This window comes from Streptomyces niger (assembly GCF_000718305.1).
In the GTDB taxonomy this organism is placed as follows: domain Bacteria; phylum Actinomycetota; class Actinomycetes; order Streptomycetales; family Streptomycetaceae; genus Streptomyces; species Streptomyces niger.
The window spans coordinates 47,348-60,660 of the sequence record NZ_JOFQ01000031.1 but is presented as its reverse complement, the minus strand read 5'-3'; the positions used below and the strand labels follow the sequence as shown (position 1 = coordinate 60,660).

Genomic DNA, 13,313 nt, shown 5'->3' with positions numbered 1-13,313 from the left:
CGATGGTACTGCAGGGGGGACCCTGTGGGAGAGTAGGACGCCGCCGAACAATCTTTGTGGGAAAGCCCCGCACCGTATGGTGCGGGGCTTTCCTGCGTTTACCGGCCTCGACGTCCATGGCCCGGCGTTTAGGGTCTTTGCCATGCGATACGACCTGGTCATCTTCGACAACGACGGTGTGCTCGTCGACAGTGAGCCGATCTCCAATACGATCCTGGCCGGCTACCTCACCGAACTCGGGCACCCGACGACGTACGAGGAATCCCTCCGGGACTACATGGGTGCCGCGATGCACCGGGTGCACGACCTCGTCGCGGAGCGGACCGGGCAGCGGCTGCCCGCCGATTTCGACGCCGAGTTCCACACGCGGGTCTTCGCCGCCTTCGAGCAGGAGCTGACCCCGGTCACCGGCGTACCGGAACTGCTCGCGGAACTCACCGCGGCCGCCACCCCGTACTGCGTCGCGTCCTCCGGCAGCCATGAGCGGATCCGGGTGGGGCACCGGAAGACCGGGCTCGACCGGTGGTTCACCGACGAGCGCATCTTCAGCTCGGAGGACGTGGGCCGCGGCAAGCCGGCGCCCGACCTCTTCCTGTACGCGGCGGAGAAGAGGGGCGTCGCCCCCGAGCGCTGCGTGGTCGTCGAGGACAGTCCCCTGGGCGTACAGGCGGCGATCGCGGCCGGCATGGACGTGTACGGGTTCACGGCCATGACCCCGGCCGACCGCCTGGCCGGCGCCACCGCGCTCTTCACCGACATGGCCGAGCTCCCGGGCCTCCTCGCGTGATCTCCCTCGCGTGTTCCTGCTCGTCCCCTCGCGTGATCCTCCTCGTGCGATTCTCCTTGTGTGATTCATCTACCCATCGGTAGCGGGGAGTTCTACGCTGGCCCGCCATGACCGCCGTTTCCGGGCTCGGCCCTGAGCCCCGCCTCCGGCGCGGCCGGGCCGCGCTCGCCCTGAGCTTCTTCGCCCAGGGCGCGGTCTTCGCGTTGCTCGTGACGCGGATCCCCGCGATCCAGGACCGGTACGGCATCTCCGACGCGCTGCTGCCCGCCTTCCTCGCCGCCGTGCCCGTACTGGCCGGCGTGGGCAGCGTCGCGACCGAGCACCTCGTGAAGCGGGTCCGGCCGGGGCTCGTCCTGCGGTGCATGCAGCCGGTGGTCTGCCTGGCGCTGGTGGCCGTGGGCGCGGGCAGCGGTCTGGCGCAGGTCGCCGTGGCCCTTGCCGTGTTCGGGCTGACCGTCGGGGCGCTGGACGCCTCGATGAACATGCTGGGGGTGAGCCTGCAGCGCGCTTACGGGCGCAGCATCATGCTCGGCTTCCATGCGGCGTACAGCCTCGGCGGCATCGTGGGCGCCTCGCTGGCCTGGGTGGGCGCGCACGGGGAGCTGCCGCTGGCCGTGCTGTACGGGCCGGCCGCCGCGGTCGCCGTGCCGGCGGTGCTGATCGCGGGCCGCTGGTACGTGGACCAGGAGCGTCGGCCCGCGGGCGCCGCAGGGGTCGCCCCCGCCACGCTCTCGATGAGGCTGCTGCTTCCCCTCTGCCTCGTCATGGCGTTCGCGTACATCGGGGACTCGACGGTCTCCAACTGGAGCGCGAAGTACCTGCAGGACGTCCTGGGCAGTTCGGAGCAGCTGGCGACCGTCCCGTACAACGTGTACATGGTCACGACGCTGTTGGGGCGGAGCGTGGGCGACCTGGGGGTGCGGAGGTTCGGGCCGGTGGCGGTGGTGCGGGCGGGTGCGGTGGTGGCCGCCGCGGGGTTCGCCGTCGTGGCCGTGGCGCCCGGCGCGTGGCCGGGCATGGTGGGCTTCACGCTGCTGGGGCTGGGGCTCTGTGTGATCGTGCCGCAGACGTTCGCGGCGGCCGGCCGGCAGGCGTACGAGGCGCACGGGGCGGCGCGCGGTCCGGAAGCGTCGGATGCGGCCGTCGCGCGACTGAACATCTTCAACTATGTGGGTTTTCTGGTCGGTTCGCCGCTGGTGGGCGCGGTGGGGGAGGCCTGGAGCTATCGCGGGGCGATGCTGATCCCGATGGCGCTCGTCCTGGTGACGCTGGTGTACGCCCCGTCGTTCGGCGGCGGACGGGCCCGATACGGTGGCGGACATGAGCGGCCGCGCACAGCTGATGTGGGACGAGGCAGTAACGGGCTATGACTTCGGTTCCGGCCATCCGATGGATCCGGTACGGCTGGCACTGACGATGCGGCTGGTGGAGGCGTACGGCCTCCACCGCGCACCGGTGCAGGTCAGGGCCGCGAAGGCGGCGGGCCTGTCCACGCTGCGGCTGGTGCACCGCCAGGACTACATCGAGGCCGTGCAGCGGGCCTCGGCCGACCCCAAGGCCGCGGAGGCGGCGTACGGGCTCGGTACCGAGGACGACCCCGCGTTCCCCGGGATGCACGAGGTGTCGGCGTTGATCGCGGGCCAGTCGGTGGGCGCGGCGGAGGCGGTGTGGCGCGGGGACGCGCTGCACGCGGTGAACTTCACCGGCGGGTTGCACCACGCGATGCCGGGCGGCGCGGCCGGTTTCTGCATCTACAACGACGCGGCGCTGGCGATCGCGCGGCTGCTGGAGCTGGGCGCGCGCCGGGTGGTGTACGTGGACGTGGACGTGCACCACGGGGACGGCGTGCAGGCCGCGTTCTGGGAGGACCCCCGGGTCCTGACGATCTCGCTGCACGAACACCCGCGCACCCTCTTCCCGCAGACCGGCTGGCCGGAGGAGACCGGTGCCGAGGGCGCCGAGGGCAGCGCGGTGAACGTGGCGCTACCGGCCGGCACGGGCGACGAGGGGTGGCTGCGGGCTTTCCATGCGGTGGTGCCCGAGCTGGTGGCCGGATTCGCGCCCGACGTGATCGTCACGCAGCACGGCGCCGACACGCACTTCGAGGACCCGCTGGCGCATCTGGCGGTGAGCGTGGACGCACAGCGCGCGGTGGCCGAGACCTGTCACCGGCTGGCGCACGAGCACTGCGAGGGGCGGTGGGTCGCGCTCGGTGGCGGCGGATACGCGGTGGTCGACGTGGTGCCGCGGACGTGGACGCACCTGGTCGCGATCGCGGCCGGCCAGCCGCTGGAGCCGGCGACGGACATCCCGGAGGAGTGGCGGCACGAGGTGTACCGGCTGACCCGGCAGCCGGGGCCGCGGCGGATGACGGACGGGCGGGAGCCGGCGTTCCGGGACTTCGCGGACAGCGGGTACGACCCGGCGGACCGGCTGGACCAGGCGATCCTGGCCACCCGCCGGGCGGTGTTCCCGGCGCACGGGCTGCTGCCGTAGAGGCGGAGTCGGCCGGTTCACTTACGTACGCTTCGCGTCGCTCACGCCCCTCGAACGTGTGATTACCCATCAGTCAGGGCATGAGGTGGAAGCCCGGCCGCCAGCATGGGCGGCGTGTTGAGCACTGGCGCGCTGCGGGCGCATCTGGTCGAAGCACGGCTCGCGGGGGTGATCGCGACTTCGCGGGAGAAGAGTCTGCACCGCTACCGCCTGTTCGCGGCGGGGGACCCGCGAGCGCTGATCGGGTTGGAGCCCGAAGGGGAGTGGTCCGTCGGTGATCTGCTGGGGCTCATGGAAGCGCGATGTGGGGTTTCGGCCGATCCTGCGCATATTTCTGGCACAGATGTCATCGACCCGGACCGGACCGTGGCCGCCCTCGATGCGTTCGCCGACCGGCTGGGCGAGGCGGCCGGCAGTCGCTCGCCGGTACTGATCGGGACCGGGCATCCGGGCCGTCTCACCGGCTTCTACAGCGGTCTTGCAGACGCTTTGTCGGCGGCCGGGTGCCCCGTCCTCACCCCTGCGTACGGCACAAGTATCGACATAATGACCCGGTTTGGGGTACGCACGTACAACCTTGCCTACGTACGAGGAGTCGCGCGGATGCGCGAAGCAGGCGCGCAGGAGGACCTCGGGGAGCCGGGAGTCCACACGCACTCCCCCCTCCCGGTTCGTAGTGCCCTTGGTGCCGCCGCAGACGCCGCCGGGCCCCTTCCCGAGCTCGTGATCGGGGACCACGGATGGGTCTGCGGAGCAGGTCAGCTGGGCTTTGAGGCCATCGGCCTGGCGGATACGGACGATCCGGCACTGTTCGTCGGGCAGGCGGAGGGGCGGGTGTCCGTCGTAGTTCCGCTTGATGACGCTGTGCGGTCTGATTACTACCGACCGCTTACTCGCTATGTACTCAATCGAGCGTGTCTGTCACAGTAGGCGGCCGATGGCTACTCCTCTTCCCCACTCGCATCACCCGCCCCTAACCTGGGGAGTGAGCGCATAGCGACGAAGAGTCACCGGAGGGGAAGCCGGTGCCCGTCATGTGCGGAAGGACCAGGTGTGTCATGGCTGCAGACCAGAGGCCTCTGAATGAGGTCGTGTTCCTTACTGTGGCGGAAGTTGCCACAGTGATGCGAGTGTCGAAGATGACCGTGTACCGCTTGGTGCACAGCGGTCATCTGCCCGCGATCCGAGTGGGGAGGTCGTTCCGGGTACCGGAGCAGGCGGTCCACGACTACCTCCGCGAGTCCTATGTGGGGGTGGAATCGGCCTGACGGGGGGCCTGACAGGCTCTTTCGGGGCCTGATGAGGCCGTACGGAGGTCACGGGAACCCTCGGATTACGCCGTACGCTCGGCGCCAGGTAGGCTGGCCCGATGTAGGTAGTGTGGGCTCGGACGCCCCGCACCGAGTGATTCGAAGTGAGCGAGGGTAGTCGTGGGCTCTGTTATCAAGAAGCGGCGCAAGCGGATGGCCAAGAAGAAGCACCGCAAGCTGCTCAAGCGCACGCGTGTTCAGCGTCGCAACAAGAAGTAAGCGAAGCTGAGCGCGACTCCGCAGCCCTCCACCGCACGGTGGGGGGCTGCGGTGCGTTCGGGGGCACTGCTGCCGGGAAGCGGGGTACCCGGTACGCGCACACGAGCGGCGGCCGGGCGCCCGAAGACCCGGACGGGACCTCGGTGTGCAGGACCGGACCAGGCCGAAAGTCGCTCGGGGTTGTCCACAGGTCATCACAGCGCAACACCGACCGGATAGCGTGGGCCGCCACATCTCAGCACGTGCGGGGGCGGGCGGGGGACGATGGTGGGAAGGAAGGGCTGATCTTGGGCAAGGTCGTGCTCGTCACGGGAGTCGCACGTCAGCTGGGCGGCCGATACGTGCGCCGGCTCCAGCGTGATCCCGACGTCGACCGGGTGATCGGCGTGGATGCCGTACCGCCCGAGCACCACCTCGGTGGCGCGGAATTCCTCCGAGCCGACATCAGACATCCGGCCATCGCCAAGGTCCTCGCCGAGACCGGCGTGGACACCGTCGTGCACATGGACATCCACGGGACCCCGCTCGGTTCCCGCGGCAGCCGCTCGTCGGTCAAGGAGACCAACGTCATCGGCACGATGCAGCTGCTCGGCGCCTGCCAGAAGGCACCGCACGTCAAGCGGCTGGTCGTGAAGTCCTCCACAAGCGTGTACGGCTCCGCGCCCCGTGACCCCGCGGTCTTCACCGAGACCACCGGTGCCAAGTCGCTGCCCAGCGGCGGTTTCGCCAAGGACGTCATGGAGGTGGAGGGGTACGTCCGCGGCTTCGCCCGCCGGCGCCCCGACGTCGCGGTCTGCGTGCTGCGGTTCGCCAACATCCTCGGGCCGTGCGCGGACTCCCCGCTCGCCGAGTACTTCTCGCTGCCCGTGCTGCCCACCGTCCTCGGGTACGACCCGCGGCTGCAGTTCGTGCACGAAGAGGACGCGATCGAGGCGCTGCGCCTCGCGACCGCCGAGCCGCGCCGGTCCACGCTCAACAGCGGCACGTTCAACATCGCGGGCGACGGCGTTCTGGTGCTCTCGCAGTGCTCGCGGCGGCTGGGCCGGCCCACGCTGCCGCTGCTGCTGCCGACGGTCACCTGGGCGGGCTCGATGCTGCGCTCGCTCGGCATCACCGACTTCTCGCCGGAGCAGATCCGGATGCTCACGCACGGCCGGGTCGTCAGGACGACCCAGATGCGCGAGACACTGGGGTTCGACCCGGCGTACACCACGGCCGAGACCTTCGCGGAGTTCGTCCGCAGCCGCGGGCCCGGCCTGCTGCCCCCCGAGAGCGTCTCCCGTACCGTCGACCGGCTCGCCGCGCTGCTGCCCGCAGCCAGTGCCCAGACCCAGTGAGGAGTTCACCCACGATGGCGGACGCCAAGGTCATTCCGTTCGGCGAGGAACCGCGCTCGCGGAGAAGGACCAAGCGGTCGGGGAGCGCGGCGCGGAACGGCGCGCTGACGCCCGTACCGCCGCCGCGCCAGGAGGAGGCAGCGGCCGCGGCTCCGCCGGACGTGCCCGAGGAGCCGGGCGCGACCTGGGAGCAGCGCATCGCCGGCGGGCTCAACTTCCTGCGCAGGCGACTCACCGGTGAGTACGAGGTCGACGACTTCGGGTACGACGAGGAGCTCACCGACCAGGTCATGATGTCCGTGCTCCGGCCGATGTACGAGAAGTACTTCCGGGTCGAGGTGAAGGGCATCGAGAACATCCCGGACAAGGGCGGGGCGCTGATCGTCGCCAACCACTCCGGGACGCTGCCGCTGGACGGCCTGATGCTCCAGGTCGCCATCCACGACCAGCACCCGGCAGGCCGCCATCTGCGGCTGCTGGCGGCCGACCTGGTGTTCATGCTGCCGGTGGTCAACGAGCTGGCGCGGAAGGCCGGACACACCCTGGCCTGCACGGAGGACGCCGAGCGGCTGCTGGAGCGCGGCGAGGTGGTCGGCGTGATGCCGGAGGGCTTCAAGGGCGTCGGCAAGCCCTTCAAGGACCGGTACCGCCTGCAGCGCTTCGGGCGCGGCGGCTTCGTGTCGACGGCGCTGAAGTCCGGGGTGCCGATCGTGCCGTGCTCGATCGTGGGCGCGGAGGAGATCTACCCGATGATCGGGAACGCCCGGACGCTGGCGCGGCTGCTGGGCTTCCCGTACTTCCCGATCACCCCGACGTTCCCGTGGCTGGGGCCGCTGGGCGCGGTGCCGCTGCCGACGAAGTGGACCATCCAATTCGGCGAGCCGATCCCGACGGACGGTTATCCGGCGGAGGCGGCGGAGGATCCGATGCTGATGTTCAACCTCACGGACCAGGTGCGCGAAACGATTCAGCACACGCTCTACAAGCTGCTGGTGCAACGGCGTTCGGTCTTCTTCTGACGATCCCGCCACCCGAGTCGTGAAGCCCGGAGCGTGCTGCCCGGAGCGTGCTGCCCGGAGCGTGCTGCCCGGGCCGCGGCGTCCGGCGTGCGACCAGCGGCGGCGTCCGACTGTGACGTCTGTGCCGGGGGTGCCTCGTGTTCCGCGGGGACACCTCCGGGACAGAATCGGATCATGTCCAACACCCAGTACGTAAAGCTCGGATCCACCGGCCTGGACGTCTCCCGCCTCTGTCTCGGCTGCATGACCTACGGCGTGCCCGACCGCGGCCCCCACCCCTGGACCCTCGGCGAGGAGCAGTCCCGCCCGCTCGTCCGGCAGGCCGTCGAGGCGGGGATCAACTTCTTCGACACCGCCAACGTCTACTCCGACGGCACCAGCGAGGAGATCGTCGGCAAGGCGCTCGCCGACTTCGCCCGGCGCGACGAGATCGTGCTCGCCACGAAGGTCAACGGCCGGATGCGGCCGGGGCCCAACGGCGCCGGGCTGTCCCGCAAGGCGATCATGACCGAGATCGACAACAGCCTGCGCCGGCTCGGCACGGACTACGTCGACCTCTACCAGATCCACCGCTGGGACCCCCGTACTCCGATCGAGGAGACGATGGAGGCCCTGCACGACGTGGTGCGGGCCGGCAAGGCCCGCTACATCGGGGCCAGCTCGATGTACGCGTGGCAGTTCGCCAAGGCCCAGTACACCGCCGAGCGCAACGGCTGGACCCGCTTCGTCTCCATGCAGAACCACTACAACCTCCTCTACCGGGAGGAGGAGCGGGAGATGCTGCCGCTCTGCACGGACCAGGGCGTGGGCGTGCTGCCCTGGAGCCCGCTGGCCCGCGGCCGGCTGACCCGGGACTGGGACGCCACCAGCAACCGCGCGCAGACGGACGAGTTCGGCAAGACGCTGTACCAGGAAGGCGACCGGGAGATCGTCGAAACGGTCGGCGCGATCGCGGCGGAGCGCGGCGTGCCCCGGGCCCAGGTGGCGCTCGCCTGGCTGCTGCACCAGGAGCCGGTGACCGCGCCCATCGTGGGCGCGTCGAAGGCGGGACACCTCGACGACGCGCTGGCCGCGCTGGAGCTCCGGCTCACCGCCGACGAGATCGAGCGGCTCGAAGGCCCGTACACGGCACGCCCGGTCAGCGGGCACTGAGGAGCGGCCCGTACCGACCCGGAGCTCCGGCCCGGTACGGACCCGCGGGGCCGTACGCATGCGACGGCGCCGGGTGTTCTTCTGGAGGGAAGGACCGGAAGACCACCCGGCGCCGCCGGGCCGCGGTCGGCGCGCTGCGCTCGCTGCGCGCCGCTACTCGTCCTGGCCGTCGACGCCGAGGCCCGGGAGCAGGTCCGGGAGCAGCGGCGGGATCGTGACGTCCGGCTCGACGGGCTCGGGACTCTCGCCCTCGCCCTTCGAGGGGGACGGGCTGTCCTGCTTCGGCGGGTCGAGCAGGCCGCCGGTGCTGCCGCCCAGCAGGCCGTCCTCCTTCGACGAGGACGACGAGGACGGCTTCGGCGTGGGCGAGTCGTGCTTCTCGCCCTTCGCCGAGGGGCTGCCGGAGCGGGACGGCGACGCCGAGTGGCCCTGCTCCGCGCCGTCCGAGGCGGCCGGTGCGCCGTCCCCGACGCCCTCGTGGGCCTTCTTCGGGAGCAGCGGGCGCAGCGGCCCGACCTCCTCGTCTATGGCGTCGAAGACCGAGCTGACGTCGTGGGAGACGTCGGCGAGCTGGACCGGCAGCCGGTCGCGCAGCTGCGCCCACCCCTCGCGATGCGAGGAGGTGAAGGAGTCCAGCGCCTGGATGGCGCCGAGCGAGCCGTCCCGCTCGTACGCGTCGTGCAGCAGGCGGTGGCCGGTGCCGGCGTCCTGGGTGACGCCCGACAGCGAACTGCGTACCTCGGACAGCGTCTCGTGCTCCAGCGGACCCGACTTGAGGCGCTCCATCAGCCGCCGGGCCTCGTGCATCCGGCTGGAGGCCTGGTCGAGGTAGAGCCGGCCGCGGGAGGAGTCGTCCCCGGCCATGCCGAGCTTGAGGTCCTCCATGCCGCGCTTGAGGCCGTAGAGCGAATCGCCGGGCAGCGCGTCGGAGCTGGCGGCGGCCACTCCGCTGAACGCGCCGGCCGCCACGCCGACCGTCAGCCCGCCGGCGGCGAGCCTTCGGGACAGCCGGGTCCGTGGGCGCAGCCGCCCGAGTGATTTGGCGGCGCGGTGCGCGCCTCGCACGCCGCGCTGCTGGGGCACCTTCGCGCCGTCGGAGGGTGCGCCGCCTTCGGCGAAGGCGGCCTCCATCGCGGCGATGAGCTGTGCGCGCTGGATCGTGCGCGCTTCCGGGTCCAGGGTCGGCCTGGGGAGCTCCTCCAGGCCGCCGGCGACTGCCAGCATCCGGGCGGTCTCGGGTTCCCTCGGCTCCTGCTCCGGTGTGTCGATCTGCTCATCGGCCGCGCCCCGGAGGTCCTGGTCCTCCAGAGCCTGGGCGAAGGCGTTAGCCCGCCGGTGCACCGATACGTTCGCGATCACGGGCGGCACCTCCTCTCATCATCCCGCTCGACTCCCCGGACTGGCTTGACGATCCAGCAGGGCCGGAAGGCTGCACGCCCTGCATGCAACCACTCGATCGAGTGAGCGGCCGCGGGCATGGCGTGTCCGCAGGGAGCCTGCATTCCGCACAACGAGCGGCGAGGTACTCGGGTTACGCCCTCACGATGATGTGACGGACCGGTACCGCGCGATGGCTGAAAGTCATGGCCTGGTCAAGGCTTGGCGGCACAATGAGAGTGGCGCGTGGGACGGATGTTCGGCACCGGGGCGGCCGTTCGGGGGGCGAGCGGGGACACGGGGGAGGGGGACGGTCGGGACGCGGAGGGGTGGGGGTGGTCAGCGGGCGTCGTCCGGCAGCAGCCGCGCGAGCGTCCGGACCGCGCGGTACTGGAGGGTCTTGATCGCTCCTTCGTTCTTGCCCATGACGCGGGCGGTCTCGGCGACCGACAGGCCCTGCAGGAATCGGAGCGTGACGCATTCCTGCTGCTGGGGGTTGAGTTTGCGGACGGCTTCGAGGAGGGCGGCATTGGACAGGGATTCGAGGACCGAGTCCTCGGGACTGCGCTCGACCTCGTTGGCGTCGAGCATCTCGCCCGTGGTCACCTCCAGGCGGAAGCGCGAGGACTTGAAATGGTCGGCGACGAGGTTGCGCGCGATGGTCACCAGCCAGGCCCCGAAGTCGCGGCCCTGCCAGGTGAAGGTGCCGATCCGGCGCAGGGCGCGCAGGAACGTCTCGCTGGTCAGGTCCTCGGCGGTCGCCCGGCCGCCGACGCGGTAGTAGATGTAGCGGTAAACCGTGTCGGCGTACTGGTCGTAGAGCCGGCCGAAGGCGTCGGCCTCGCCCGCCTGGGCGCGCTCGACGAGCTCCATCATGCGCCGGCTGTCGCTGTCGGTGGGGCGCCGGGCGGTGGTCGTGCCGCCGCGGCGCGTACGGCTGCCGGCGGACCTGGCGCCGACGGCGGTCCTGGCGTCCGCCAGGGCGTAGCAGGCGCTGGCGGGTCCTGTGGCAGGGGCTGGTGTGGCGAGGGCGGGGACGGCGTACGCGGTGGGGACAAAACTGCGCAGGTGGTCGACGAGTGTCGTACGCAGCGTAGCCAGGCCCGAGGCGTCAACCCCGACGTGTGGGTACACGGGACTCCCAGAGGCAGAGCTTCCATCACGTGCAGTGCGGGACCGTTCACCCGCGGTAGGGGCTTATGGGTTCCGGTTTGCGTCTGAGGAGAATAACGCTTCGTACAGGCAGCGCTACACCCAGTTGCTCAAATCGTCGATTCAGTCTGGTCTGTTACGTATTTCTGTTCGTTCAAGTATGTGATGTTGAACAGAAATTGATCACAAAGTGACGTGATCTGGCTGCTTGTGGGGCGTGTTGTGGCACCTCGGGCGCCACACGGGGGGCAGCGGGGCGGTGCGGCAGGAGGAAGGTTTGCCCTGCACACAGCGGTACGCGTGTTCGTACGGGCGTGTTGACGCACCCTCAGGAGTGGTGCGACGAAGGCCAGCGCGAAAAAACCGGCACGCGCCGTCCATCTGATCATCGGCGGGCGAGGCACCCTCGGGCGTTTCGGTGACGTTCCGTAACGTCCATCCCCGCGCTGGAAGTTGGGTGGGCTTCCGGTTATAGGACCGTCGCGCCGGTTGCGGGGGCCGCCCGAGGTGCGGGAGCTACCGCCGCCGGCGCTGCAGCGCCACCGCGGCCGCCGCGCCGCCCGCCACCGCGCCCACCCCGGCCGCCGCCGGAATGCCGATCTTGGCGGCCTTGCGTCCGGTGCGGTAGTCGCGCAGCCGCCAGCCGTGCTCGCGCGCGTGCTTGCGCAGCCGGGTGTCCGGGTTGATCGCGTACGGGTGGCCGACGAGCGAGAGCATCGGGATGTCGTTGGCGGAGTCGCTGTACGCGGCGCAGCGCGAGAGGTCCAGGCCCTCGGCCATGGCGAGCGCCCGTACCGCCTCGGCCTTGGCGGGGCCGTGCAGCGGCTCGCCGACGAGCTTGCCCGTGTAGACCCCGCCGACCGATTCGGCGACGGTGCCGAGCGCGCCGGTCAGGCCGAGCCGGCGGGCGATGATCGTGGCGGTCTCCACGGGGGCCGCGGTGACCAGCCACACCTTCTGGCCCGCGTCCAGGTGCGCCTGGGCGAGCGCCCGGGTGCCGGGCCAGACCCGCTCGGCCATGTACTCGTCGTAGATCTCCTCGCCTATGGTCATCAGCTCGGAGACGCGGTGGCCCTGGACGATGGAGAGCGCGCTGTTGCGCACCTCTTCCATGTGCTCGGGGTTCTCCGAGCCGGCCAGCCGGAAGTACGCCTGCTGCCACACGAAGCGGGCGAGATCGCGCTTGTGAAAGAAGTGCCGTTTGTAGAGGCCGCGTCCGAAGTGGTAGATCGCGGCGCCCTGCATGACGGTGTTGTCCAGGTCGAAGAAGGCGGCCGCCCGGTCGTCGCCGACGACCGGGAAGTCCGGCTCGGCGTCCTCGGCTTCGCTGTCGGCGGTCGCCGCGGCGGCTTCCGCCGCGGCCTGTGCCTCCGCCTCCAGAGAGCTCTTGCGGGCGGCTTCGGCCGCCGCCTCGCCGGCCAGCACGCTGCGCGCGGTGGCGGGGCGGCGGTGGCGGGTGAACCACCCCGTGACCAGGGACGGAACGCCCGTCACGAGGGACGCGCTGAAGGGGCTCCTGCCGGGGCGGTGCTCGGGCGACGGGTGGGCCATACCGCGAGCATAGCCAGTTTGTTCGGTGCCCCCGGTTACGCAGGCATGTCAGGCAGGTACGGGACGGCCGACGGTCGCGTTACGGCCACGCCGCGTGGTCGTGACGGCCACACCGCGTGGTCCTGGAGGGGCGCGCGTGAAGGTTTCTCTGCGCCGCTCGCGCCTCCGCACGCCGCGCACGTACGCCCTCGCACCACGCCCAGCGCTTCTGTGCGCCGCGCTCGTAGGTCCCGTCAGGCGCCCGGCGTACGCCCCTCCATGCGACCCCGAGCACGCGCCCGCGCGGACGGTGCCGACAGGGACGGTGCCGGGGGCTGTGCCACTGCGCTCTCAGGCGCCCAGGGCCTTGCGCAGGCGCTGCGGGTCGACGCGCCAGAAGTCGTGCTGCGCGCCGTCGACGAGGATGACCGGAATCTGTTCCCAGTACTTGCGGTACAGCTCCTCGTCCTCGGTGATGTCCTTCTTCTCCCAGGCGGCACCGGTCTCCGCGCAGATCGCCTCGATCACTTGCTGGGCGTCGTCGCAGAGGTGGCAGCCGGGCTTGCCGATGAGCGTGACCGTCCGGTCGGCGGGATTCTTGCGCGGGGTGCGGCGGAGAAGCGGGGCCATGGGCTCATTGTGCCTGGGCAGTGCGGTTCCGCGCCGTTCTCCGGCAGCGGTATGACGGCCGTCACGAGCCCTCGGACAGCGAGATGGTTTCCCGTACCATCGAAGGTCGATTTGTTGGTGTACGGGGGTAAAACAGCAAGGAGAGTGGCGGTGTGCTCCCGTTCACGGTTCTGCGTTATCCGCGCGAAGCGTGTGAACGGAGTGACGCAGGATGTGGTTCCGCGAATTGCCGCAATAAGTGCGTGACACCGGTCACGTTGACGGGACAAAGCGGACACCATCTTTGTGCACGCGTTCACAAAGA

At 70.6% G+C, this 13,313-nt stretch carries 13 protein-coding genes; 9 read left to right on the top strand and 4 right to left on the bottom strand.

Features of this window, described 5'->3' with window-relative positions:
• Window positions 1-142: 142 nt before the first annotated feature.
• The 9 genes from IF20_RS34370 to IF20_RS34335 all read left to right on the top strand — a co-directional run bounded on the left by IF20_RS34370 (window position 143) and on the right by IF20_RS34335 (window position 8,320).
• On the top strand, window positions 143-787 hold the full coding sequence (locus IF20_RS34370) for an HAD family hydrolase (RefSeq protein WP_052869361.1): 645 nt from the start codon (window positions 143-145) through the stop codon (window positions 785-787).
• Between the two features lie 107 nt (window positions 788-894).
• Complete coding sequence (locus IF20_RS34365; protein ID WP_052869360.1) at window positions 895-2,157, top strand: MFS transporter; 1,263 nt, start codon at window positions 895-897, stop codon at window positions 2,155-2,157.
• Complete coding sequence (locus tag IF20_RS34360) at window positions 2,108-3,283, top strand: acetoin utilization protein AcuC (RefSeq protein ID WP_052869359.1); 1,176 nt, start codon at window positions 2,108-2,110, stop codon at window positions 3,281-3,283. Before IF20_RS34365 ends, IF20_RS34360 begins: the two co-directional genes overlap by 50 nt.
• A gap of 114 nt (window positions 3,284-3,397) precedes the next feature.
• Window positions 3,398-4,213: a phosphatase gene (locus IF20_RS34355; RefSeq protein ID WP_052869369.1), complete on the top strand. Its 816-nt coding sequence runs from the start codon at window positions 3,398-3,400 to the stop codon at window positions 4,211-4,213.
• 128 nt (window positions 4,214-4,341) lie between these two features.
• Window positions 4,342-4,551, top strand: coding sequence for a helix-turn-helix domain-containing protein (locus tag IF20_RS34350; RefSeq protein ID WP_014144137.1), 210 nt, complete (start codon window positions 4,342-4,344; stop codon window positions 4,549-4,551).
• A 162-nt stretch (window positions 4,552-4,713) separates the two neighbouring features.
• Window positions 4,714-4,812 (top strand): 30S ribosomal protein bS22, encoded by a 99-nt coding sequence (locus IF20_RS38615; RefSeq protein ID WP_003948845.1) that lies wholly within the window; start codon window positions 4,714-4,716, stop codon window positions 4,810-4,812.
• Between the two features lie 287 nt (window positions 4,813-5,099).
• Window positions 5,100-6,149 (top strand): NAD-dependent epimerase/dehydratase family protein, encoded by a 1,050-nt coding sequence (locus tag IF20_RS34345; RefSeq protein WP_052869358.1) that lies wholly within the window; start codon window positions 5,100-5,102, stop codon window positions 6,147-6,149.
• Between the two features lie 14 nt (window positions 6,150-6,163).
• Complete coding sequence (locus IF20_RS34340; RefSeq protein WP_052869357.1) at window positions 6,164-7,168, top strand: lysophospholipid acyltransferase family protein; 1,005 nt, start codon at window positions 6,164-6,166, stop codon at window positions 7,166-7,168.
• 174 nt (window positions 7,169-7,342) lie between these two features.
• Entirely contained in the window at window positions 7,343-8,320 is a 978-nt protein-coding gene (locus IF20_RS34335) for an aldo/keto reductase (RefSeq protein WP_052869356.1), read from the top strand.
• A 153-nt stretch (window positions 8,321-8,473) separates the two neighbouring features.
• Here the strand turns inward: IF20_RS34335 and IF20_RS34330 are convergent, their stop codons facing one another.
• The 4 genes from IF20_RS34330 to IF20_RS34315 form a co-directional block, all read right to left on the bottom strand.
• A complete protein-coding gene (locus IF20_RS34330; RefSeq protein ID WP_052869355.1) occupies window positions 8,474-9,679 on the bottom strand; it encodes a DUF5667 domain-containing protein in 1,206 nt (401 codons plus the stop codon).
• 357 nt (window positions 9,680-10,036) lie between these two features.
• Window positions 10,037-10,831 carry an ECF subfamily RNA polymerase sigma factor, BldN family gene (locus tag IF20_RS34325; protein WP_052869354.1) on the bottom strand — a complete coding sequence of 265 codons (795 nt, stop codon included), beginning with the start codon at window positions 10,829-10,831 and terminating at the stop codon, window positions 10,037-10,039.
• A 534-nt stretch (window positions 10,832-11,365) separates the two neighbouring features.
• Window positions 11,366-12,400: an HAD family hydrolase gene (locus IF20_RS34320; protein ID WP_234426950.1), complete on the bottom strand. Its 1,035-nt coding sequence runs from the start codon at window positions 12,398-12,400 to the stop codon at window positions 11,366-11,368.
• Window positions 12,401-12,730: 330 nt separating this feature from the next.
• Window positions 12,731-13,009: a glutaredoxin family protein gene (locus IF20_RS34315; protein ID WP_052869353.1), complete on the bottom strand. Its 279-nt coding sequence runs from the start codon at window positions 13,007-13,009 to the stop codon at window positions 12,731-12,733.
• Window positions 13,010-13,313 lie beyond the last annotated feature (304 nt).